21 protein-coding genes and 1 pseudogene are annotated in these 23,427 nt (G+C 62.7%); 11 read left to right on the top strand and 11 right to left on the bottom strand.

Annotation, left to right across the window (positions count from 1 at the left end; all coding sequences use genetic code 11):
- The first annotated feature begins 248 nt into the window (after positions 1-248).
- Positions 249-2,582 carry a Piwi domain-containing protein gene (locus EN850_RS13230; RefSeq protein ID WP_136091453.1) on the top strand — a complete coding sequence of 778 codons (2,334 nt, stop codon included), beginning with the start codon at positions 249-251 and terminating at the stop codon, positions 2,580-2,582.
- Positions 2,570-3,784, top strand: coding sequence for a transposase (locus EN850_RS13225; protein WP_189591094.1), 1,215 nt, complete (start codon positions 2,570-2,572; stop codon positions 3,782-3,784). Before EN850_RS13230 ends, EN850_RS13225 begins: the two co-directional genes overlap by 13 nt.
- A 52-nt stretch (positions 3,785-3,836) precedes the next feature.
- Here EN850_RS13225 and EN850_RS13220 read toward each other — a convergent pair whose 3' ends face one another.
- Positions 3,837-4,349 carry a hypothetical protein gene (locus tag EN850_RS13220; RefSeq protein ID WP_136091452.1) on the bottom strand — a complete coding sequence of 171 codons (513 nt, stop codon included), beginning with the start codon at positions 4,347-4,349 and terminating at the stop codon, positions 3,837-3,839.
- Entirely contained in the window at positions 4,324-4,839 is a 516-nt protein-coding gene (locus tag EN850_RS13215; RefSeq protein ID WP_136091451.1) for a hypothetical protein, read from the bottom strand. Before EN850_RS13215 ends, EN850_RS13220 begins: the two co-directional genes overlap by 26 nt.
- Before the next feature lie 447 nt (positions 4,840-5,286).
- On the opposite strand from EN850_RS13215, the gene EN850_RS13210 reads away from it, so the two are divergent.
- Positions 5,287-6,309: an aminopeptidase gene (locus EN850_RS13210; protein WP_136091694.1), complete on the top strand. Its 1,023-nt coding sequence runs from the start codon at positions 5,287-5,289 to the stop codon at positions 6,307-6,309.
- A gap of 48 nt (positions 6,310-6,357) precedes the next feature.
- On the opposite strand, the gene EN850_RS13205 is transcribed toward EN850_RS13210, so the two are convergent.
- Positions 6,358-7,251 carry a LysR family transcriptional regulator gene (locus EN850_RS13205; RefSeq protein WP_127277014.1) on the bottom strand — a complete coding sequence of 298 codons (894 nt, stop codon included), beginning with the start codon at positions 7,249-7,251 and terminating at the stop codon, positions 6,358-6,360.
- 154 nt (positions 7,252-7,405) lie between these two features.
- Here EN850_RS13205 and EN850_RS13200 point away from each other — a divergent pair, with 154 nt between their 5' ends.
- Positions 7,406-8,059: a hydrolase gene (locus tag EN850_RS13200; RefSeq protein WP_136091450.1), complete on the top strand. Its 654-nt coding sequence runs from the start codon at positions 7,406-7,408 to the stop codon at positions 8,057-8,059.
- Between the two features lie 337 nt (positions 8,060-8,396).
- Here the strand turns inward: EN850_RS13200 and EN850_RS13195 are convergent, their stop codons facing one another.
- Positions 8,397-8,921, bottom strand: a complete 525-nt coding sequence (locus EN850_RS13195) for a GNAT family N-acetyltransferase (protein WP_246689195.1) — start codon at positions 8,919-8,921, stop codon at positions 8,397-8,399.
- Positions 8,922-9,140: 219 nt separating this feature from the next.
- Here EN850_RS13195 and EN850_RS13190 point away from each other — a divergent pair, with 219 nt between their 5' ends.
- Positions 9,141-9,446: a hypothetical protein gene (locus EN850_RS13190; protein ID WP_127280057.1), complete on the top strand. Its 306-nt coding sequence runs from the start codon at positions 9,141-9,143 to the stop codon at positions 9,444-9,446.
- Positions 9,447-9,585: 139 nt separating this feature from the next.
- On the opposite strand, the gene EN850_RS13185 is transcribed toward EN850_RS13190, so the two are convergent.
- A complete protein-coding gene (locus tag EN850_RS13185; protein WP_135867342.1) occupies positions 9,586-9,879 on the bottom strand; it encodes a UTRA domain-containing protein in 294 nt (97 codons plus the stop codon).
- A gap of 267 nt (positions 9,880-10,146) precedes the next feature.
- On the opposite strand from EN850_RS13185, the pseudogene EN850_RS13180 reads away from it, so the two are divergent.
- Positions 10,147-11,359 (top strand): annotated as a pseudogene (locus EN850_RS13180) (alpha-D-ribose 1-methylphosphonate 5-triphosphate diphosphatase).
- A 56-nt stretch (positions 11,360-11,415) separates the two neighbouring features.
- On the opposite strand, the gene EN850_RS13175 reads toward EN850_RS13180, so the two are convergent.
- Positions 11,416-11,616 carry a hypothetical protein gene (locus EN850_RS13175; RefSeq protein ID WP_136091448.1) on the bottom strand — a complete coding sequence of 67 codons (201 nt, stop codon included), beginning with the start codon at positions 11,614-11,616 and terminating at the stop codon, positions 11,416-11,418.
- A 512-nt stretch (positions 11,617-12,128) separates the two neighbouring features.
- Between EN850_RS13175 and EN850_RS13165 the strand changes: the two genes are divergently transcribed.
- Positions 12,129-14,153, top strand: a complete 2,025-nt coding sequence (locus EN850_RS13165; RefSeq protein ID WP_136091446.1) for an amidase — start codon at positions 12,129-12,131, stop codon at positions 14,151-14,153.
- 57 nt (positions 14,154-14,210) lie between these two features.
- Here the strand turns inward: EN850_RS13165 and EN850_RS13160 are convergent, their stop codons facing one another.
- Together EN850_RS13160 and EN850_RS13155 are read right to left on the bottom strand one after the other, a co-directional pair.
- A complete protein-coding gene (locus tag EN850_RS13160; protein WP_136091445.1) occupies positions 14,211-14,858 on the bottom strand; it encodes a ThuA domain-containing protein in 648 nt (215 codons plus the stop codon).
- A 55-nt stretch (positions 14,859-14,913) separates the two neighbouring features.
- Positions 14,914-15,936 carry an LLM class flavin-dependent oxidoreductase gene (locus EN850_RS13155; RefSeq protein WP_135882466.1) on the bottom strand — a complete coding sequence of 341 codons (1,023 nt, stop codon included), beginning with the start codon at positions 15,934-15,936 and terminating at the stop codon, positions 14,914-14,916.
- Between the two features lie 129 nt (positions 15,937-16,065).
- On the opposite strand from EN850_RS13155, the gene EN850_RS13150 reads away from it, so the two are divergent.
- Both EN850_RS13150 and EN850_RS13145 read left to right on the top strand, forming a co-directional pair.
- Complete coding sequence (locus tag EN850_RS13150; RefSeq protein WP_136091444.1) at positions 16,066-17,148, top strand: CaiB/BaiF CoA-transferase family protein; 1,083 nt, start codon at positions 16,066-16,068, stop codon at positions 17,146-17,148.
- Between the two features lie 78 nt (positions 17,149-17,226).
- Complete coding sequence (locus tag EN850_RS13145) at positions 17,227-17,727, top strand: peptide deformylase (protein ID WP_127870145.1); 501 nt, start codon at positions 17,227-17,229, stop codon at positions 17,725-17,727.
- Between the two features lie 11 nt (positions 17,728-17,738).
- Here EN850_RS13145 and EN850_RS13140 read toward each other — a convergent pair whose 3' ends face one another.
- From EN850_RS13140 to EN850_RS13130, 3 genes are all read right to left on the bottom strand, one after another.
- A complete protein-coding gene (locus EN850_RS13140; RefSeq protein ID WP_136091443.1) occupies positions 17,739-18,017 on the bottom strand; it encodes a hypothetical protein in 279 nt (92 codons plus the stop codon).
- A 101-nt stretch (positions 18,018-18,118) separates the two neighbouring features.
- Positions 18,119-19,615, bottom strand: a complete 1,497-nt coding sequence (locus EN850_RS13135) for an aldehyde dehydrogenase family protein (protein WP_136091442.1) — start codon at positions 19,613-19,615, stop codon at positions 18,119-18,121.
- A gap of 170 nt (positions 19,616-19,785) precedes the next feature.
- Positions 19,786-20,922, bottom strand: a complete 1,137-nt coding sequence (locus EN850_RS13130; protein ID WP_136091441.1) for an FAD-binding oxidoreductase — start codon at positions 20,920-20,922, stop codon at positions 19,786-19,788.
- A gap of 145 nt (positions 20,923-21,067) precedes the next feature.
- Between EN850_RS13130 and EN850_RS13125 the strand changes: the two genes are divergently transcribed.
- Positions 21,068-21,736, top strand: a complete 669-nt coding sequence (locus EN850_RS13125) for an XRE family transcriptional regulator (RefSeq protein ID WP_136091440.1) — start codon at positions 21,068-21,070, stop codon at positions 21,734-21,736.
- A 127-nt stretch (positions 21,737-21,863) separates the two neighbouring features.
- Complete coding sequence (locus EN850_RS13120; protein WP_127277255.1) at positions 21,864-23,411, top strand: ABC transporter substrate-binding protein; 1,548 nt, start codon at positions 21,864-21,866, stop codon at positions 23,409-23,411.
- Positions 23,412-23,427 lie beyond the last annotated feature (16 nt).

Raw genomic sequence — 23,427 nt, 5'->3', positions numbered from 1 at the left:
GCTCCGCGTGCTGGTAGCACCTCGATGCCGCCTGTTAAGCGCATCAATGTCCCTCAGTTACTTATGGCGCAAATCGAACCCGTGACTGACCGCAGGATTGGCCTTGTACCGCGGATCAGCACGAGTACCGCGCCGGCGGGAATTCAGGGGACGCGAATACTTCGATCTTGCAAACACATCACCGACGTTTCGCCTTTGTGCTAGCCTTTGAGGCCCTAATACGAGTCGGCGACAGCAGGAGGCATCGGATGCAAGCCCAGATTCAAGAGGAACACGCTTACCACACAGCTCCTGCGCTCAGCGTGCGTCCTCTGGTAACCAACGGGTTCGAAGTCAAATTGCCGGCGCAGGTGGAAGCGGTCGTCCGCGACCTCGTCGATCCGTCCGAAGTGAGAGAGGAGAGGAAGCGAATAGGCGGATACTGGTTCGTGCACCGCATGGCTGGAAGGCTGTTTTACATCCGCCTCAAGGCGGGCGGTCCCAACGTTGATGGTGATTCGACCATTGTGAGGACCGCCGATCAACCATGGTTACTGAGAGCCCGCCTCGACGATGCCATCGAAGAAGCCCTTCCGAAGTACGAGGCCGTGCGGAAGCGGCCTTTCACTTTCCTCGCGCAAAAGTCTGAACTAATTGCCGATGCGGCGGATGCAGCGGGCATCACGCACCGGCTCCTTCCCGGTTTTCGAGTAACGCCCAAGTTTGCGTTGAGCCCGAAGATATACGAGCCGATCGACGGCCAGACCAGGATCGGCATTTTCGTTACGATTGCTATGCGGTACGACATCGAAGCCGATATCTCAGAGCTCGATGCGGCAGGTATCGACCTGACCGGTATGTATGTCGTTCGCAGGCAGTATCAGCCGGGGGAGCGTCGTCTGCTGGGCCGAATTCGTTCGATCGAGAAAGGCGTAGTCTATCTCTTCGAAGAATCCGGCCCGACCGAAATGCCGGTTTCCGACGTGAAGCTGGAAGGCTCCAAAGAAAACTTCACCCGCTGCCTGACCAAGCTGCTGGGCTACAACTACAAGAAGCTCACGACCGCCCTCGACGATCAGGAGGCGATGTACCGCGTCGGGCCACGGTTCGATGAGGCGGTCAAACGCATGGGCGAGTTTCTTGCCAGGAAGCCGATTTTCCTCGGGCTAGGATTGTCGGCGACGGTCGGCGATCGCATCACCCTGGACAACGACGGCGAGAACCGGAATGTCCGTGTCGCCTCCACAGTTGAGTATGTATTTGATCGCACGGGCGCTAAGAGCAGCGAATACGCTTGGCCAGGTCTATCGCAGTATGGCCCCTACGATCGTTCCAACTTCGCCGGCAGGTCGCCGCGCATTCTGGTTGCCTATCCATCATCGACCGCGGGGAAGGTCGAGGTATTTCTTCGCTACTTCCGTGATGGGATGGGAGCGAACTATCCGGGTTTCCCGAAAGGTTTCACCGACGTATTCGGCCTCGTGAAGGTCGACTTCGTGCTGTGCCCCATCGACATCGACATCAGCGATCGGCAGACTGCGGCTGCCGACTATAACAAGGCTATTCAAGATAAGCTTGCGGAGAGCGGGGACGTGCAAGCGGGCATCATCGTCCTTTACGACGAGCATGGGCGCCTGCCAGACGGTATCAATCCCTACATTCATACAAAGTCCTTGCTTCTGACACTCGGCGTCCCGACTCAGGAAGTCCGGCTGCCGACAGTCATTCAGGAGCTCAAGAGCCTGCAGTACACTCTCGAGAACTTCGCTGTCTCGATGTACGCTAAGCTCAACGGCACGCCTTGGACCGTGAACCACGACAAGACGATCAACGACGAACTGGTGGTTGGAATGGGTGTCGCCGAACTCTCGGGGAGCAGGTCCGACAAACGTCAACGTTTCGTGGGAATTACAACTGTCTTTAGCGGGGACGGAACGTACCTGCTAGGCAACGTCTCGAGGGAGTGCGCATACGAAAGCTATCCAGACGCCGTTCGGGAATCGATGCTTCAGATACTCCGAGAACTGAAGAAGCGTAACAACTGGCAGCCTGGCGATACCGTGCGTGTCGTGTTTCACGCCCACCGGCCCCTCAAGCGTGTCGACGTCGCTAGCATTGTGTTCAAATGTACGAGGGAGATCGGCAGCGAACAGGATATCCAGATGGCGTTCGTGACGATTTCGCACGAACATCCGTTCATGATCTTTGACCGCAAGCAGCGCGGCATTGCCGCTTACAAAGGCAGCGATGTCATGAAGGGCGTGTTCGCGCCGGCGCGAGGCACTATTACTCGGATTGGCCGCCTCACACGCCTTTTGGCCGTGAACGCACCACGCCTAATCAAGAGACCTAACACCCCGTTGCCGGCACCGCTTCTGATCTCACTGCATCCGGACTCGACGTTCCGCGACGTCGACTACCTTGCCGAACAGGCATTGAAATTCACCAGCCTATCGTGGCGTTCGACGCTTCCTGCTGGAACGCCGGTGACCGTGTTCTACTCCGAGCGGATTGCAGAACTGCTCGGTCGCCTCCGTAACGTGCCGGACTGGTCGCCAGCTGCCCTCAACGTGAAGCTGAAGTGGAGCCGATGGTTTCTCTGACCCCGATTGCGAAGATCTCGACCGCGGCTGTGCTGGAGAATGCAGACGCGGTCCTCAGCGCTTCCTCAAGGTGGCCCGATACCTCCACGGCACTGGCATCCCTGACGCTCGAGGCAGCGGGCCTGCCGACTCCGCGCTTCGCGGAAGCAGAGGTTCCTGCACCAACTCCGGCAGCCCTTCGGAAGACGCCCGAGCTCGCCACCTACGGCTATCTTCTGGGGCGATGTGATGAAGCGATAACGACAACCTGGCTCGCTGCGATCGATCATCTGCGCGGCCGCGAGATATATCCCTCCGATCGGCAATCTTTCATCTACAATCCAATCGAGGTGCTGGGCATCGCTGCAGGGCTTGCAACGCTTCCTGTAGACGATGATAACCGGACTTGGTTCGTGAACACGTTGCGCCGAGGATTTTCGGCAGGGCATTTTCGAGCGCCCATGTCGGCCCTCGGGGCCCATGCTGCAGTCTCCTTGCTGGATCGCGAGGGCACGGCGAAAGTCCCCGCGCCCTATACACCATTCAGCGAGATACCTACGCAGGAGTTGCTGTTAGCTGCTGCGATCGATTTTGCGTTCCCAAGCCTCACAACCGAACGCCACGAGGAGTTGGATCACGCATTGCAGGAGCGGATGCTTTCTAAGGGGCTTGCCATCGGGGACGCTGCCGAAGCTGCGGCCGCTCACGTCTTCGCGCATCGCGTGAATGACCGACTCCTCGCGCCCAAAGCGCTCATGAATGATCTCGATCTAGTTCTAAGCCTATGTCGGCGTTTTCCACTCTTTGCAGACACGATGCGTGCCCGGCAGCGCGGCCGCACGCCGTTTGGCATCAACGATGAGTACGACGTGCAAGACCTCATGCATGCGATCCTGGATCTGCATTTCGATGACATCAGGCCGGAGGAACACACGCCGTCCTATGCCGGCAATCATTCCCGTGTCGATTTTCATCTTCCCCGGTCGCGCTTGGTGATCGAGGCCAAGATGACGCGCAGCGGCCTCACCCACAAGGAGGTGATCAACCAACTTTTGATCGACGTCGGTCGTTACTCGAAGATGGACGGGGTCGATACGCTCGTCTGCGTGATCTACGACCCGGACCGCCATTGCACCAATCCGCGGGGGATCGAGACCGACGTCGAGAACACGGGTAGCCGCCTAAACGTGAAAGTCGTCGTGTGCCCGCAGGTGCTCGGCTAGCACTCCGCGGGAGCTTCCGCAGCGAAACCTCTTTAGCCGGTCACTAAGGCGCCTACTTACCGCGCCGTTCGTCGATCAAGCGGTCGATCTCGGCCTCGGCACTTGCCGCGGAACTTTCGATCGCATCACGAAGCTCAGCGGTGACATCCATGAACGATTGATAGTTTGCCAACGCGACATGCGGGTTCGCTTTCGCCCGCAGACGCGCGACCTGCTTCCTCCACGAGGGAATGGGATCGATTTTTACGCGGAAAGGGTAGTTTTCCTTTAGCCAATCAACGAATCCGCCGACCGTTCCTCCCGACCACGCCTTGTCTCGAGCAAACGTCTTGCCGACATCCGTGAATGCGATGGTCCATGCCTGAGAGTCAATCACGGCCTGATCGCGAGAGACCTGGTCGCCAACGTAGACACCATCGGCGACAACCCCGAGGCAGGTGTCCTGGTAGTCGATCACGCGATCCATATGGTCGGCGAGCACATGGACCATCTGTTTGGGATTGAAATCCAGCTCAGCGCCAAGTGCCTCGCATCCCTTCTCAAAATCGCCGAAAGTCGCGGGCACGCCGGGTCCGCGAGTGAAGTACTTCTTCGCGCGCTCCGGCAGCTTCTGCGCCGAGCCCCCAATACAGCCCCCTAGGCGTGTGGTCCGCTAGAAAGCGACACGCCGTGTCGAAGTACAATTCCGCTAGCCCTTGGAGGATCGGCTCATGCTGAAGGCCAACATGGTAGAGCTCGTTTCGGTAGGCATGAAGAAGATTGATCGTTTGAGCGAACTCATCGGATAACTTTCCTTCGAGCCTTGCAAATCTGACCTTTGCGTCGAAGGACTTTCCGAGCGCCGCAGTGAGTTCCTCTTTGCGCGTGTAGTCCCGTTCCACATGGTGAAAAGACTTGACCCGGTCCGCCTGGTCCTTCGCGATTTGATGCAGGATCAGTTCGACCGCGTTGTCCGTTAGCATCAGTGCAAAGCGGGCGTTGTGGACCTCGTCTTTTGAGAGGTGCTCGAGCGCAAGGTCCATCTGCTCGAGAACACCTGCCAGGAACAGGATCATCGATGCTTGCCCTCAAGCTATCTCAAGCTTGTCGTTGAGCTAATAGGGGTCATCTCGACTGACATCCTTGTGATCTTCGAGGTTAGGAGTTGTCATGCCAGCGCCCAAACCCTGCCCTCGGCATTGTATGTTGACCGCGCATGCTCGCTAACGAAGACCTACTTCAAGGCGCCTCTCGAAGGTAAACCGATTACGGACGGGCAGGATAAGTGCTTTGCCGCCCGAAGCAATGCCATTCGTCGAAACGAGCCCGAACGTCCGCTTCCGGCTGAATGTACACTTCGCGCAAGCGTCCGGATGAAGGCGCATGGCAGCCATATGGCTTGGGGGCCGGCAGCTTCGAGGGCATGCCCAGTGGACGGTCCGCGAGACATATGCTCCATGGGCAAGGGACGAAGCGGTGGGGAAGAAGTGAAGCGCGTTTTTCGATTGTTTGCCGCGGTGGTCATGGCGTCCGCAGTCAGCGGCTGCACCAGCATTTCCTATTACGCGCAATCGCTGGAGGGTCATGTGCGGATCATGGCCGCGCGCGAAGACGTCGGAAAACTGATCCAGGCTCCTTCGACCCCTGCGGCCTTGCGCACCAGGTTGACGTCGGCGAGCGCGATCAGGCGGTTCGCCACGGACGAACTGGCACTGCCCGAAAACAGCAGCTATCGCAGCTATGTCGACATCCACCGGGACGCCGTGACCTGGGCCGTTTTTGCCGCCCCGCAATTTTCGCTCACGCCAACAACATGGTGCTTTCCGGTTTTCGGATGCGTTCCCTACCGGGGTTACTTCGACCGGAAATCCGCGACGGAAAGCGCTGCCGCACTTCATGAACGGGGGCTGGACGTCTATGTCTCCGGCGTCACCGCCTATTCCACGCTGGGCTGGTCCAGTGACCCGCTGCTCAGCACCATGCTGCGTCAGGACGACACCTATCTCGCCAGCCTCATCTTTCATGAATTGGCGCATCAGCGCCTCTATGTGAACGGCGATTCCGCATTCAACGAGGCTTTCGCGGTTGCCGTCGAAACCACCGGCACAAGAAAATGGCTACGCGCGGCCGGCGACCGCGCCGGCTTGCGCCGCTACGAAGCCGATCGCAGGCGCAGTGCCGACTTTCTCGCACTGGTGTCAAAAACCCGCGACGAGTTGAGGCAGGTCTATCAAAGCTCCCGTAGCCCCGAGGAGATGGCGGCTGAAAAGGCAGCCACGCTCGACAGGCTGCGGATGCGCTACCGGCAAACGCGCGACAAACGCTGGGCCGGATACCGGGGATACGACGCCTGGTTCGATGCCCCGATCAACAACGCAAAGCTCGCCGCGACTGCCGTCTACGGCGAACAGGTTCCGGCGTTCATTCGCCTGTTCAACCTCTGCTCCGGCGATTATCCGAGGTTTTACGCATCCGTTCGACGGATCGCGGATTTGCGCGAACCTGCCCGCGCCGAAGCGCTCAAGGCCGCCGCCACCTGTGATTGATTTTAATAAGCGAACGCAATTGTTGAAGGGTTCCGCCTCGTTCGTGCTTTAGCGGTCGAGACCCCAAACGTCTGGATGTCGTGCGAAATACTCGATCAGCATTTCGATGAGGACCCGGACTTTCCGTGTGGGGTGCCTACCCGGCGGCCGGACGACATACACGCCTGCCGAAGGCGGGGGATAGCGCGTCATCACCGCAACGAGTGCGCCGGAGGCCACATATTCGTGCGTGATGCAGTCGGGGAGCCAGGCGATGCCGAGTCCAGCCGCCGCGGCAGCGGCAAGCGCCGTAGCGTTGTCGGCCTTGAACCTGCCCTGCGGCTGAGCCGTGACAATCTTGTCGCCATCCACGAACTGCCAGGCTTCCGTTCCTTGCATGAGGGCCTGATGGTCGACGAGTTGCTCTACCTTCTCAGGTGAACCGTGCGCCTTGATGTAATCCGGGCTTGCGACAAGCTTTCCATAGATCGGCCCGACGCGCTTCGCGATCAGGTTGGAGTCCTGAAGGTAGCCAACCCGGATCGCGCAATCGAAACCTTCGGCGATCAGATCGACGAAGCGGTCGCTGTAGGAGCTATGGATGTGGAGTTGCGGGTGGTGTTGCGCCATTTCCGCAAGCACCGGAGCGAAGTGGGTCGGGCCGAAAGAAAGCGGCATGGCAACCCTCAGGCGGCCGCGCAGTTCTCCGGTTGGGAGGATCGTTTCCCTGGCCGTGTCGATCTCGGCGCTGGCGCGTGCCGCATGATCCCTGAACGTGATCCCCGCTTCCGTAAGCGCCGCACCCCGGGTCGTTCGTGCAAGGAGCTGAACGCCAAGTTCCGCTTCAACCCGAAAGAGCCGCCGACTGACGATTGACTTGGAAACGCCGAGCCGGCGCGCGGCGGCCGATACGCCCCCTGCATCGGCCACTACGACGAATGTCTGTAGATCTTCAATGTCCATTCCGGCGTTCCTCATTTCGCAACACAGTATGCCTGACCATGGCACTACCGCATCACCAAGAGGAACAGCAAATTGCGTCCAGGCAACGCCGCCCGCTGGCGCATGTCTCCCGTGAACCCAGTGCCGTCCATGGCGGCAGAGAAAGGAAGTCTTGATGACCCCTCGCAACGGCCTTGATTCGCTTCTTCGTCCTGAAGACTCGGTCCTCGTTCTGATCGATCACCAACCTTATCAGCTCGCAAACCTGAACAGCCACGATCCGCACATGGTGGTCAACAACACGACCGCGCTGGCGAAGCTGGCAAAAGCCTTCAATGTTCCGACCATTCTCACCAGCGTGATCGCGGCGCGCGGTGGACTTCTCTTTAAGCAGATCACCGACGTATTTCCGGACCAGGAAGTCGTCGATCGCACCTGGGTGAACACCTGGCAGGACGAGGATGTGGTGAACGTCGTCAAGGCGACCGGCCGCAAGCAGCTGATCATCGCCGGCCTGTGGACCGAGGTCTGCGTCGCAATGCCCGTGATCCAGGCCGCCGGTGAAGGCTGGGACGTGACCGTGATCACCGACGCGTCGGGCGGCATTTCGAAGGAGTCTCACGAAGTTGCCATCCAGCGGATGATCGCGGCCGGCGCGAACGTGATGACCGTGATGGCGCTCGCTGGCGAATGGCAACGCGATTGGGCGCGCACCGAGCATGTCGAGGATCTGACCGAGATACTCATCCAGCACTTCGGCGGCAGCGGCATCGCGTATCTTTGGGAGCAGCAGCTCCTCAATACGCCTGTGCCGAGCGCCAAGGGCTAAGCTGAATAGGGATGACGAGCATCCGGGGCGATGCGTCGCAAGGGAGTTGAATACGTATCGGGTCTCGTCATCCCACGCCGCCTCGCCAGCCTCACCGCACTGGCTTTCGGCGGCGGCGCCGGGCACCGATCGCCTTGACTGGTGATCTTGTCGCGGCGGATATGCGCTCGACGCCGGCACCTCGTCCAGCTGGTCCATGGGCCAGTGCTTGCGAGGCGGGGACGGATGCTGGCCGGCATCATTTTCGTGGCCTTTGAGGCGCCGATGATCTGATCTGCCCTGAACCGCGGAAAGCCCACGCGATCCAGGGATCATCCCTCGGCGGATGCCTCAAAGCCTAGCAGCCTGGCATCGCATCGCTCGCCAACAGTGACGTTCCGACGTCTGCGTCGAGCACGAAGCGCTCGCAGTGCTCGCCGTCGGACTCATCGATGAAGCTCTCGACATGGTCGAAGCCGAGCTTCGCCAGGATCCGCAGCGACGCGACATTGCGCGTCGCCGCCTCGGCCGTCACCCGTTCGAGCGCGAGGGTTTCGAAGGCGTAGCGAAGCACTTCGCGCGCGGCCTCGCTGCCCAGCCCCTGCCCCCAATGCGCGCGCCCCAGCACAAATCCCAATGCGGCCGCCTTGGCGTCGGTTGCGAAGGACAGGGTGATCGTCCCGATCGCATCCGACACACCTGCCTGGTCCACGGACCATTTGATCGCCTTGCCGTCGGCGAACCGGTGACGCGAAAGCGCGAGCCACCGCGCGCCCGCGCTCATGTCGTCGGGAACGGGATCGCCGGCAAGGGAGGCGGATTCGACATCGGTGGCACGCGCGAACCATGCCGGGATATCCCGTTCGCCCGGCGCCCGAAGCACGAGCCTTGGTGTCGTGAGCCTGGGAACTGCTTTCATGGAGGCATTTTCGGCCCGAGGCGGCGCCAATGCAATGGCGCTGGCAGGGCTCGGCTATAGCCAGGCAACGCCGGCCCAATCGCCTCTTCATCAATGCTTCACCATAGCGGCAACGGTGACGGAACCTTCCTGATCGCGGCGGACTTCTGGAGGCATTCTGAGCTCGATTGAAGAGGTCCCCGCATGAGAGTCACCGCAGCAGGCATCGACCGCATCAAGATCGGCAATGCGGACGCGAGCGGCCAAGGCGCGCATTTCGTCGTCTGGCTTTATCTTCAGGTCGACGAAGGGGGGACACAAACCGGTCAGGAACTGGTGGTGTCGGTGCCGTACGATGCGCGGATGACGTTCGACGACCTCGCGACTCAGGCTTTCGAGAAGGCACACGCCATGCTTCGAGCCTGCTGCGAGGTGGATGAGGCGATGTGGTGGAAGCAGTTCAACCGCAGCCTGGCGCCGCTGCCCGAATGGACGCCCGGCGCCCAGTAGTTGGGAACCCCGAACCAGGAATGGATGCTGGCGGGCGGGCGGTAGCCCGTCTCAGGTCGAACAGCGGCGTTGTTCGCGGCCGCACGCTATCCCGAGCCAGACCGGCGCCGATTTCATCCTTGACGCGTAACCCAGCCCCTCACCCCTCCGCGATCACAGCCTGCGCCAGCACGCTGAGCAGCTGGCTCGTATTGTCGATCGAGAACTGCACGCGTTCGCTTGCCCAGACCGTTTCGGAATAGGAGATCGGCGTGCCTTTCATGTCCACGTCGACTTTTTTCGTCAGCATCACCGGCTCGGTCTCGGGTTGCGCGAGCCGTCGCGCCTCCTCCTTGGTCGGCAGCCGCACGATGATGTCGGTGCGCAGCCTTATGTAGTCGGTGACGCCATATTCGGCGAGGATGACGCTGACGCTGTGGCCCTTGCTTCTCAAGGCCGCGGCAACGTCCGTCTCGTACCGTCACATCTTGCGGATATCTCCGGTGGCAGCACGACGGGCCGGCCTGTTTGTCCTACACAACCCTGTCACCAAGCCAAGTTATCCAGTCATCAGAAATGAAACATTCAAATGCACGCCTTGAAACCGCCTGGCCGGAGGGCGATCCGGAAATGCGGAATGTTGTTTTCGGAGACGACCATGCTTGAACGGGCAGACAACGCCGCACCCCACCGCGGGGACGAACCGATGGAGCGGCGGAACATGTGGCTGAGTGAAATTCCAGATTGTCCTGCGCGACCGCGTCATTGCCAATGGCGCCGTCAGGGTCGAAGGCGGCCGGATCGCCGAGATCCGCGACCAGCCTGTCGAGAACGCCGACTTCACCGGCGGCGGCCGCCTGCTGCTGCCTGGTTTCATCGACATGCATGGCGACATGGTTGAGCGCGAAGTGGAGCCGCGCAGCGGTGTCCACGTGCCGATGGAAATCGGCATCGCCGAACTCGACAAGCGGCTGGCCTCCTGCGGCGTGACCACAGCCTATGCCGCGCTTTCCTTCATCGGCAACAGCGCCACCGCGGCTTTGCTGCGCTCGGAAGAACACACGTCTTCCATCATCCAGACCATCACCGGGCTGAAGGACGACCTTCTGGTCGACCACCGCATCCACGCCCGTTTCGAGGTGACGTTCACCGCGGCTGTCGGCGTGCTGGAAAGACTGATGGATGCCGGCAAGCTGCACCTGGTCTCACTGATGGATCACACGCCCGGACAGGGACAGTACCGCGACGTCGAACTGTATATCGCCCGCCTGGCCAAGGAGCGCGGCATGTCCATTGCCGACGTCTCCGAGGTCGTCGGCAAGCGCATGGCCGATCGCAACGGGCATGGCGGTGTGCTCGGCACGCTGCAAAGCCTGTCGGCGTTTGCCCGCGCCCGCGGCATCGTGCTCGCCTCGCACGACGACGACACACTGGAAAAGGTGGAATTCGTCCACGGTCTGGGAACCGTGCTCAGCGAATTCCCGGTGACCCTGGAGGCGGCGCGGGAAGCCCGCCGGCTGGGCATGTATACGGCCATGGGCGCGCCCAACGCGTTGCGCGGAGAATCCTATTCGGGCAATCTTTCCGCCCGCCAGGCCTATCAGGCCGGGCTGCTCGACATGCTGGCCAGCGACTATCACCCGGCCTCGATCCTGCCCGCCGTGCTCGGCCTGGCGCAGTTGCGCGAGGATGGCCTGGCAGCGGCCGCCGCGCTGACCAGCGCCAACCCGGCCAAGGCATTGGGCCTGGCCGACCGCGGCGCCATCGAGCCTGGACTCCTGGCCGATCTCGTCGTCGCCGATGTCAGCCCCGTGGCCCGCGTGCGCGCCACCTTCCGTGCCGGCCGCATGATTTATGGCGACGGCACGCTGGCGCCGGCGCGCAAGGCGGAACGTTTTCAGGAGGTGGCGACCCACCCGTATCTGCAGGCCTAGAGCAATCGCCAAGAAAGGTGCGGGCTGCTTATCGTTCCCTGAGACGGTGAACCATCCTAAAGATCGAGCGCCACCATCATCCCGCGCACCTCCGCCATTTCCAGCAGCAGATCCTGCAGCCTATCGATGGTCAGCGCCGCGCCGGCTGCCGGCGGCAGTTCCGCGATACTCTCCTTCATCGAAATGACGGCGACCCCGGTTCTCTCGGAAAGCAGCCGTGCGATGGCCGTGCGGACAAGCGCGTTCTGGTCAGGCATGATTCCCCTTTCATGCTGTGATGACGGCACCATCTTCTTTCATGTTATATGCCAGTCGCAACTTATGCGAGCGTTCATTCACGCTTGCAAGTCGTCTTGTCGATCATCCCGGCAGGATCGGCAGCCGCTCAGCAGCGAGAGCGACGGCATCCCGCTGTCATCGGGCTCCATGGCGGCGAGCAGAGCCAGAGGCACTTCGTGCCGGTAAAGACCGATGAAAGGCCTGCCTCCCACTGTTACAGGCAGTTCGGTCGATCTGTCGAAAATGGAATACGTGCCCGTGGGCTCGTTCAGTATCTCGAAGCGGTGCAATGCAAACCTCATCCTCCCCCGGGAGCCTTGTAACGCGCGCGCCCATCAGAGGTTGCATAAAAAATCGATTTTTTCGAAGGTCGCGTGCGGCTGACCGGATAGGCAGGAACAACAGGCTCGGCAAAGACCTCTGATTGGCTCTTGCCGAAGCCGGCGGCCTCGCTCATCCATGGCGTACGGACAACAGCCTGGGACCCGCGATGACCGACGCCAGCCTTCACCTCGTCGAAGCGACGATCGACGAACTGCGCCAGGCGCTCGACGAGGGCACGGTCACCAGCGTCGAACTCGTCGCGGCCTATGTCAGGCGCATCGCCCATTTCGACCGGCACGGCATCAGCCTCAACGCCGTGCCTGTGCTCAACCCTGATATGTTCGAGGAAGCCGCCGCTTCCGACCAGCGGCGCCGGCAAGGCAAGACGCTCGGCACCCTCGACGGCATCCCCTACACCGCCAAGGACAGCTACAAGGTCAAGGGGCTGACGGTGGCGGCCGGCTCGCCCGCCTTCGAGCATCTCGTCGCCAATGAAGACGCCTTCACCATCGCCCGGCTGCGTGCCGGCGGCGCTGTGCTGATCGGCCTCACCAACATGCCGCCCATGGCCAATGGCGGCATGCAGCGCGGCGTCTATGGCCGCGCCGAAAGCCCGTACAACGCCGACTACCTGACCGCCGCCTTCGCGTCGGGCTCCTCCAATGGCTCGGGCACCGCGACGGCGGCGAGTTTCTGCGCCTTCGGGCTTGGCGAGGAGACCTGGTCGTCCGGCCGCGCGCCGGCCACCAACAACGCGCTGGTCGCCTACACGCCCTCGCGCGGGGTGATTTCGGTGCGCGGCAACTGGCCCTTGGTGCCGACCATGGATGTCGTGGTGCCGCACACGCGCAGCGTGCCCGACATGCTGGAACTGCTCGATGTCATCGTCGCCGATGATCCGGAAACCAGAGGCGATTTCTGGCGCGCCCAGCCCTGGATCAAACTGTCGAAAAGTTCCGAGCTGCGCCCACCGCGTTACACCGATCTGGCGCTGGAGGGGTCGCTCAAGGGCAAACGGCTCGGCGTGCCCGGAATGTATATCGGCCGCGACAGCGAGGCCGACCGGCCGATCGAAACCCGCGCCTCGGTGCTTGATCTATGGGAGCAGGCGGCAACGGATCTGCGTCGGCTCGGCGCCGAGATGGTCGAGGTCGATTTTCCCGTCGTCTCCAACTACGAGCGCGACCGTCCCGGCGCGCGAACCATGGTCGAGCGCGGACTGGTGCCGGCGGACTTCGCCGACCGCGAAATCTGGGACCTCTGCATCTGGGCCTGGGACGATTTCCTGCGCGCCAATGCCGACCCTGCCTTGCCCGATCTCGCCTCTGTCGACGGCCCGAAAATCTTTCCGCAGCCGCCAGGCACCTTGCCGGACCGCTATGAAGGCGGCTTCGACCTGGCGGACTATGTCGAGCGGGCGAAGTCCGGCGTCACGCCCTTCAAGGACATCCCGACCATGGCAGACGGGTTGAAGGGACTTGAGGCGACGCGGCGCATCGATTTCGAGGACTGGCTGGACGCCAACCGCCTCGATGCCGTGGTGTTGCCGGCCGCCGCCGATGTCGGGCCGGCCGACGCCGACGTCAACGAGGCGTCCGCCGCGCTCGCCTGGCGCAACGGCACCTGGGTCGCCAACGGCAATCTGGTCTGGCGCCATTTCGGCATCCCGACCGTCACCATACCGATGGGCACCATGGCCGACATCGGCATGCCGGTCGGCCTGACCTTCGCCGGCAAGGCTTACGACGACGAAAGGCTGCTGCGCATGGCCGGCGATTACGAACGCTCCACGCAGCGCCGCACGAGCCCGCCGCGCACGCCTGAACTGGCCGATGATGTGTTTTCACGCGGTTCCGCCCAAGCCGGGAATGGCGAAGCGCCCGCGCTCACGATCAAGCTTGCGGCCGAGACGCGGGCTTCGGGCGATCAGGACGAGATCGCCATCACGCTTGATCTGCCCGGCGACGCAGAGGCGCAGAACGCCAGCGTCAAGCTGCATGTCAACGGAGACGCCGTCGCGATGCAACAAAGCGGGACGCGCTTCATCGGGCGTGCGCTCGTTCCGGCCGCCGAGCACCAGCGCCTCCATAGCCCCTGGCGCGGCGCGTATGGCTCGATCGTGACGGCGGTGGTGCGGCTGGAGGATGGACGCACCGCAGGCGCCTATGCGGTTACGGGTGGGATTGGGTAGCGAAGTAGTGAAAAGCGCAACGTCCACCGTCGAGTTCTGTCACGCCCCCCTTTGCCGCTACCCCCGCGCGGCCCACAGCAAGCCGCGCTCGACCATCAACGCCATTTCCGGCACCGCGAACTCATCCGCGGTGTGACCAAGCGAACTGTAAAAGACCTTGCCCGCGCCATACCGGCGCTTCCAGACGACCGGCATGACGACGCCGCCAATGCCCGGGAAATGCGCGTCGGTGAATGTGGTTGTCGCCAGCACTTCGTTGCCCGGGTCGACATGCATGTAATATTGCTCCGACCTATAGGCGAAATCACTGACGCCTTTCGTGATCGGATCGTCCGGCCGGGTGATGACGACGGTATAGTCGATGATGTCGCCGGGGTGCGCGACCCACTGGCCGCCGGTCATGAACTGATAGTCGGGCTCATTGCGAAAGCTGTCGCCCATCGTGCCGTGGAAGCCGCCGAGCCCGCTCCCTTGGCGAACGGCCTGCGTCAGGTTCTTCAGCTCGGCCTTTTCGATCGTCGACATGGTGATGACAGGCACGATGAGATCGAATGAGGCAAGGTCCGGGTCGGCGAACATCGCCGTGCCGTGGCCGATCGTCACCGCGAACCCGTTGCGCTCCAGCATGTCGCGCACGACATTGGCGCTGCGCTCAGGCGTGTGGCCTTCCCAGCCGCCCCAGGCAATCAACGCCTTCTTCGCCATACCGTGAATCTCCGTGTAACCATCCGCCATGGCGGATGGTTACACGGAGCGGCCGTCAGCGCCACCCCAGCGCCGGCGCGACATGGGTCATGATCGCTTCGAGGACATGGGCGTTGTAGTCGACGCCGAGCTGGTTGGGCACGGTGAGCAGGAGCGTGTCGGCCTCGGCGATCGCCTCGTCCTGCGCCAATTCCTTGATCAGCACGTCCGGTTCGGCGGCATAGCTGCGGCCGAAGATCGCCCGCGTATTCTCCTCGATGAAGCCGATCTGGTCGCGGCTCTCATTGCCGCGGCCGAAATAGGCGCGGTCGCGGTCGTCGACCAGCGCGAAGATGCTGCGGCTGACCGAGACGCGCGGTTCGCGCTTGTGCCCGGCCGTCTTCCAGGCCTCGCGATAGACGCGGATCTGCTCGGCCTGCTGGACATGGAACGGCTTGCCGCTCTCGTCGAATTTCAGCGTCGAGCTCTGCAAATTCATGCCGAGCTTGGCCGCCCATTCCGAGGTGGCGTTGGTGGCCGCGCCCCACCAGATGCGCTCGCGCAGGCCCTCCGAATGCGGCTCGAGCCGAAGCAAGCCGGGCGGGTTGGGGAACATCGGCCGTGGATTGGGCTGGCCAAAGCCCTCGCCGCGCAGCGTGTCGAGGAAGACCTCGGCGTGATGCCGCGCCATGTCGGCGTCGGTCTGGCCTTCCTGCGGCTGGTAGCCGAAATAGCGCCAGCCATCGATGACCTGTTCGGGCGAGCCGCGGCTGATGCCGAGCTGCAGACGTCCGCCGGCGATGATGTCGGCCGCACCCGCATCCTCGGCCATGTAGAGCGGGTTCTCGTAGCGCATGTCGATGACCGCCGTGCCGATCTCGATACGGCTGGTCTTGGCGCCGACGGCAGCCAGCAGCGGGAATGGCGAGGCGAGCTGGCGGGCGAAGTGATGCACGCGGAAATAGGCGCCGTCCGCGCCAAGCTGCTCGGCGGCGACGGCGAGATCGATGGATTGCAGCAGCGCGTCCGATGCCGAACGCACCTGCGACTGCGACGAGGGCGTCCAATGCCCGAATGACAGGAAACCGATTTTTTTCATGGCCCTGAAGTATATGCGGCCGGCACATGCTTCAATGGCGAAAGAGCGGGGTTACACACCGTCGCCCTCTCGATACCAAACGTTCGCGATAACCGAGGTGCCAAAGGGCCGACCGCTGTGAAGGATGGGATGCTCAGGGGAATCCGCATCGTCGAGATCGAGGCGCTGGGACCGGCGCCCTTCGCCGGCATGCTGCTCGCCGATCTCGGCGCCGATGTCATCGTCGTCCACCGCAAGCACGCGTCCATGCCGGGTGCGCCGGAGCGCTCGCTGCTCGATCGCGGCAAGCGCTCTATCGCGCTCGACCTCAAGGACGCCGGGGACGTGGCCGTGCTGATGCGCCTCATCGCCACCGCCGACGGGCTGATCGAGGGGTTCCGGCCCGGCGTGATGGAGCGTCTTGGGCTCGGCCCGGATGCCTGCCTCACGGTCAACCCGCGCCTGGTCTACGGCCGCATGACCGGCTGGGGCCAGGTCGGACCGCTGGCCGCCACCGCCGGGCACGACATGAACTATATCGGCCTGTCGGGCGCGCTCTGGTACGCCTCCTTGCCCGGCGAGCCGCCCATGGCGCCGCCGACGCTTGTCGGCGACATAGGCGGCGGCGCGCTCTATCTGGTGGTCGGCATGCTGGCTGGCATCATCAACGCGCGCACCAGAGGTAAAGGCACCGTGGTCGACGCCGCGATCGTCGACGGCTCGGCCCATATGATGAACCTGTTGATGTCGCTCGGCCAGTCCGGCGCGCTCGCAACGGAGCGCGGTCAAAGCCTGCTGGATGGGCCGCATTGGTGCCGCGTCTACCGCACGTCGGAGGGTAGCTTCATCAGCGTCCAGTGCATCGAGCCGAAATTCTACGCGCTCTTCCTCGACAGGCTTGGCCTCGCCGCCGATCCAAACTTCGCCCGGCAGTTCGATCGCGAGCTCTGGCCGGAGCTCGGCGACCGGCTGGCGGCGATCTTTGCCGCGAAACCCCGTGACGAATGGATCAGCCTGTTCGAAGGGTCCGACGCCTGCGTCGGCCCGGTGCTGGGCCCGCATGAATCCGCCCTGCATCCGCATATGGCCGCGCGCGGTACATGGCAGGCGGTGGACGGCGCGCTTCAAGCGGCTGCGGCACCGCGCTTTTCCAGCGCGCGGTGGACGCCGCCCAAATGCCCGGCGCGCGGCGAACACGATGCCGAAATCCGTGCGGACCTGGCGGAGCCGTGATGGCGTCCGTGCTATGCCGGTATTCGCCGGTCGCACGGCCCCACCAGACGAAGATGATTGGCGGATAGGACGAGGTCCATGGCGGTTCGGTCGATCATAAAATTCCCCAATCCCCTCCTCCGTGCCGTGGCCGAGCCCGTAGAGCTGTTCGACGGCGACCTGCACGGTTTGGCCGGCGATCTCATCGACACCATGCACGCGGCGCCAGGGATAGGCATTACCGGCCCGCATGTCGGCATCTTGAAACGCCTGGTCGTGATCCAGCTTCCTTCCGCGGCAAAGCCGGGAATCTATGCAAATCCATCCGTCATCCAGGCCTCGATCGAGATGGTCCGTCACACGGAAGGCAGCGTTTCCATGCCCGGCGTCACCGAGGACATCGAGCGGCACGCCCGCATACGCGTCCGCTATCAGGATCTGGATGGCAATGAGCGGTTCGAGGATGCCGAGGGTCTGCTGGCGGTTTGCCATCAGCATGAGATCGACCAGCTCGACGGGCTGTTCTGGACGCACAGGCTGACGCGCCTCAAGCGCGACCGGCTGATCAAGCGCTACGGCAAGTTGATGCGAGCGTCGTAGGCGCCAGCCGTCTACTTCCCGCAGTGGTGATCGTTGATCTTGTTTATCGCAAACCCGTCCGGCCCTGTCCGCTGGTAGGAGCAGGCCCCCGCGGCCGTCGTGATCAACTGCTGGTCATAATAGCGCGGGCCGCCGAACAGGAAATCGATGAGATCGTCATTGGCCGGAACATAGCGTTCCTGTTCGCCCTGTTGGTGGTGGCGGTGCTTGGCCCCGGCGAATGCCGTGGAAGACATGCAGCAGCCTATTGCGAGGGCAAGAACACAGATCGCCAGCCGTTTGGTCGTCATCGCAAAACACCCTTCTGTTCGGTGTTCATCTTATATCCAAATCCTCAGATGACGAAAAGTTCCTGAACGCGGGCCTTGCCAGCACCTGAATATCAGCACAGCTAGTCGGTCTGGATCCAGACCGACTTGGTCTCCAGATACTCATGCAGATGCTCGATGCCGCCCTCGCGGCCATAGCCGGACATCTTCATGCCGCCGAACGGCACGGCGGGGTCGATGGCATGGTACATGTTGACCCACACCGAGCCCGCCTTGATGCGGCGGGCGAGCTTGTGCGCGGTACCGAGATGGCTGGTGAAGATGCCGGCGGCCAGCCCGTAGGGCGTCGCATTGGCGCGCGCGACGGCCTCGTCCAGCGTATCGAACGGCATGGCCGAAATGACCGGCCCGAAGATCTCTTCGCGCGCGATGGTCATGGTGTCCGACACCGCGCCGAAGACGGTCGGCGCGATGAAGTTGCCACCGTCATAGAGCGCGCCCGTCAGCCGCGCGCCGCCGGCGACCAGTTCGGCGCCCTCGTCGTTGCCGGCCTTGATGTAGCCCTCCACCTTGCCGGCCTGCCTGGCATTGATCAGCGGCCCGATTTCGGTTTCCGCCTCGATGCCGTGGCCGACGCGCAGCCTGCCGGCGAACTCGGCGACCCGGCGCACGAACTCGTCATGGATCTCGCGCGCCACGAACAGGCGCGAGCCGGCAATGCAGATCTGGCCCGAATGCACGAACACCGCCATGGCCGCGATCGGAACAGCCTTGTCGATATCGGCGTCGCGGCAGACGATGATCGGTGACTTGCCGCCAAGCTCGAGCGAGACGCGCTTGAGATTGGTGACGCCCGCCCGCGCGATCGCCTGGCCGGTAAGCGTCGAGCCGGTGAAGACGATCTTGTTGACGTCGGGATGCTCGGCAAGCCGCGCGCCCGCTTCGGCGCCGGTTCCGGTGACGATGTTGACGACGCCGTCGGGCACGCCCGCTTCCTGCATCAGCCGCGCGATCAGCAGCGGCGTCAGCGATGCTTCCTCCGAGGGTTTCAGCACGATGGTGCAGCCCGTGGCGAGCGCCGGCGCGATCTTCCAGATCGAGGCCGCGGTGGGCGCATTCCAGGGGATGATCGCGCCGACGACGCCGGCCGGTTCGCGCCGGGTGAAGGTGACGATCTCGCCCGGAATGGAATTGTCTATGGATTCGCCGTGCAGAGCGGTCGCCATGCCGGCATAGAAGCGCAGCATGCCGATGACGCGGCGCCGGTTGGCCAGCGTGCGCGTGATCGGCAGTCCCATGTCGAGCGTGTCGGAAACGCTGAGTTCTTCCCAATGAGTCTCGAACAGATCGGCGATCCTGAGCAACACGCATTGCCGCTCATAGGGCGAGAAGTTCGACCATGGCCCTTCGAAGGCCGCGCGCGCTGCCGCCACCGCCGCGTCGACATCGGCGGCTCCGCCGCGCGGCACGGTCGCCAGCACATCGCCGGTCGCCGGGTTGAGCGCCCGCATCACCTCGCCGGACTGCGCCGCGACCCACTGGCCGCCGATGAACATCTGCCGGAATTCGCCGTGGTAGAGCGTCGCGGCCTTCGCCCTCGGGTCGAAATTCACCGTCATCTCGTCCTCCTCGCGAATTGCATGGCGACTATTACTCCCGGTGCGGGCGACCTCAAGCAAGGAAAGCTGAAAGGGTGGCCTCGACCCGGAGCACGCAGCGCATCGCCCGGGCCCGGCGGTCCTGACGAGGCCACGCGCATGTCCGGCAACATGGGCGCCTCAACAGTCATTCACCTCGGTCGTGGCCCATGAAAGCGGGCCGGCGACAACAGGCTGGGATCGACGCCTTCGCCAAGAAATGGCTTGGGCAGGTCGCTTCCGGTCACCAGGGCCGCGGTCAGTTGACCGAGCGCGGGTCCGGTCTGGATGCCGTAGCCGCCTTGTCCTGCCAGCCAGAAGAAGCCCTCGACATGGGGGTCCCAACCGACCGCCGGCGTCTTGTCCGCAAAGAACGACCGCAGCCCCGCCCAACTGCGCGACACATGCGTTACCGGCAGCGCGGCGGCCTGTTGAACGCGATCGACTGCGATGGCGATATCGATCTCCTCGGGCTGTGCATCACACGGTTCGCTCGGCGTCTCGTCGGCTGGTGAGAGCAACAGCATTCCCGAGGATGGTTTGAAATAGAACATCTCGTCGGCATCGATCACGCCCGGCCAGTCCTTGGCGTTGATGCCGGGTGGCGTTTCGACAAGCATTGCGGTTCGTCGTTTCGGGACCAGGCCAAGCGGCGTGGCTCCTGCCATGGCGGCCACCTGGTCCGCCCATGCACCCGCCGCGTCGACAAGGACGGGCGCCTCGAAGACGCCGGCCGTGGTCGTCACGGTCCATGCGCCACCAACCCGCTCGATCGCCTCGACCCGAGCATTGGTGACGACCCGCGCGCCCTGGCGGCGTGCGCCCCGCAGAAAGCCCTGGTGAAGGGTATCGACATCGATGTCCATCGCCGAACGGTCCAGAAACGCGCTCGCCTCGTATTCAGGTCGCAGGATTGGAATGACCGATCGGGAAGCGTCGGGGTCGAGCCATTCGATGGCTGTTGCCGATTCCGCCACCCTCTTGGCAAACAGCGCCTCCAGCCTTGGCCTCTGCGCGGCCGTGCCGATCGACATTGTGCCACGAGGTGTCAGCAAGGGTACGTCGCAGAAGCCGGACGGCGGCTCGAGGAAGAACCGCCGACTGGCGCGCGTAAAGGCGCGGATAGCGATGTTCCCGTAACCCTCGATGAAGAGAGCGGCGGACCGTCCCGTTGTGTGCATGCCGCAATGGGCTTCGGCTTCAAGCACGGTCACCTGTCGACCAGCCGCAAGAAAGAAAGCCGCCGAGGCGCCAGCCATGCCGCCGCCGATGATAAGAACGTCCTGCATGGCCTCCCTCTTGCAAGCGCCGGCAACCAAGCAGAATATTTCCGATCGGTCAAACCTCTTTCCTATGATAAAGGCGGCGCCGCTTGCGAGTCGACTTTGTCCGGTCCCAACCCTAGACTGCCGCCAATGTCGAAAAGGGTCCGCCATGAGCGATTCGAAGCCAAGCCTGGGAGAATGCCTCAAACTGCTGCGCCGGGAGCGGGGCTGGACGCTGACGCAGGTCGCCCAGATGTCGGGGCTCGCCATCTCCACCCTGTCGAAGGTCGAGAACAACCAGATGTCGCTGACCTACGACAAGCTGCTGCAGCTTGCCCAAGGGCTCAAGGTCGACATAACCGAGCTCTTCGGCGCGAGAAAGGCCAGCGCCTCCCCCATCGCGCACGGCGCGCGTGCCGTCAGCCGGCTTGAGGACGGGCGGATCGTCGAGACCCCCAACTATGTCTACCGCTTTCTATGCACGGAACTGTCGCGCAAGGAAATGATCCCCATGCTGGGGTCAATTACCCAGCAAAGCATCGAAACGTTCGGCGAGCTCATCCGTCATCCCGGACAGGAGTTCACTTATGTTCTCGAAGGCGAAGTCGAGCTGCACACCGACGTCTACGAGACGCTGAGGCTGAAAACAGGAGAGTCGGTCTACTTCGAAAGCACGATGGGACACGCCTATGTCAGCGTCGGCGACATGCCGGCCCGGATCCTGTGCGTGTGCACGTCGGCATCCGGCCAGTCGGAGCAGACTATCATCAACGGCGCCAAAAGCGTGCGTCCTCATGACGAGCGCGAGACTGCCGACACGGAAATGACACTTGGCTAATTAGAAAAATATCTTTCCTATCAGAAAAATCGGCTTGCCATCCGAAATGCGGGTGTTAGCGTGGGCGAAAGGCATCCCTCGGTCATCCCGTGAGAGATGCAAAACACAAGCTCGAGGGGAGCGCATCATGTTGTTACGTCGCCTGCCGACTTTTGCGGCATTTGCCGCTTTGACAGCCTTGACCTTTGCGGCGCCGAGCTGGGCCACCGACAAGGATGTCCTGGTCATCGCCAAGGCCGAGGACCCGCCCACGGCCGACCCCGGCGTCGAGGTCAGCAACAACGGCTATACGCTGATCTTTCCGGCCTACGAGCGTCTGGTGAAATATGACGGCGCCAAGACCGAGGTGATTCCGGAGCTTGCCGAGAGCTGGACCACTGCGCCCGACAACCTCAGCTGGACTTTCAAGCTGGCGTCGGGACACATGTTCGACGATGGTTCGCCGGTCGATGCTGCAGCGGTCAAATATTCATTCGACCGCGTAAAAAAGCTGGCGGCTGGCCCGGGCGACATGTTCCCGACCATCAAGGATGTCGTCATTGTCGACCCGCAGACCGTGAAATTCGAATTGTCGGCGCCGTTTGCGCCGTTCCTGTCGGCGCTCGCCACTTCGGCCGGATCGATCGTCAATCCCAAGGCGCAAGAGCACGCGGTCAACGGCGACGACGCGAAGGCCTGGCTCGCCGAGCACAGCGCCGGCAGCGGCGCTTTCAAAATCTCGGGCTGGGAGCGCAACCAGCAGATCACGCTCGATCCCAATCCCCACTATGCCGGCAAGGCGCCGGCTTTCAAGCAGGTCATCTTCAAGATCGTACGCGAGATGTCATCGCGTCGCCTGCAACTGGAGAACGGGGACGCAGACCTGATCGACCAGGTTCCGGTCGACCAGGCCGAGGCCATGAAATCAAGCGCGGGGGTGGTCATCGAGAGCAATCCCAGCCTCTATGTCGTCTATCTCTATTTGAACAACAAGAAAGCGCCCTTCGACAATCCGAAGGTCCGTCAGGCCATATCCTATGCGGCCGACTACAAGGGGCTGGTCGATGGCGTCATGCAGGGCCAGGCCGAACAGATGCGCGGGGCTGTCCCGGACGGCATGTGGGGCCATGACCCGCAGGGCATGCAGTACAGCTACGATCTGGAGAAGGCCAAGCAGCTGCTTGCCGACGCCGGTGTTTCCAATCTGCACATCAGCTTCACCTATTCGCAGGCCGACTCCGCCTGGGAGCCGGTGGGTCTTGCGCTGCAGGCCTCGCTCGCCGAAATCGGCGTCACGATGGATATGAAGAATGTCGCCGACACGACCAAGCGCGAGCTGGTCGCCAAGGGCGACTACGACATCGCGACGGGCGCGTGGACGCCCGATTTCGCCGATCCGTTCATGTTCATGAACATCTGGTTCGACCCCACCAAGATGGGAGCCCCCGGTAACCGGGCCTTCTATGAAAACCCGAAAGTGACAGATTTGATCACCCAGGCGCTCGCGACCGTCGACCAGAAGAAGCGTGAGCAGCTCTATATCGACGCGCAGAAGATCACCAACGAGGATGCACCATACGTCCTTCTGTTCCAGAAGAACGACATCTTCGCCATGCGATCCTCGGTGAAGGGGTACGTCTACAATCCGATGCTGATCCAGGTCTACAACATCGCCGATATGTCTAAGTCCGAATAGAAATCGGCGCCGAAGG

Origin of the sequence: Mesorhizobium sp. M8A.F.Ca.ET.207.01.1.1 (assembly GCF_004794715.1) — a bacterium.
Lineage (GTDB): Bacteria > Pseudomonadota > Alphaproteobacteria > Rhizobiales > Rhizobiaceae > Mesorhizobium.
Note: the sequence above shows the minus strand (reverse complement) of the source record. Positions and strands in the feature narration are given on the sequence as shown.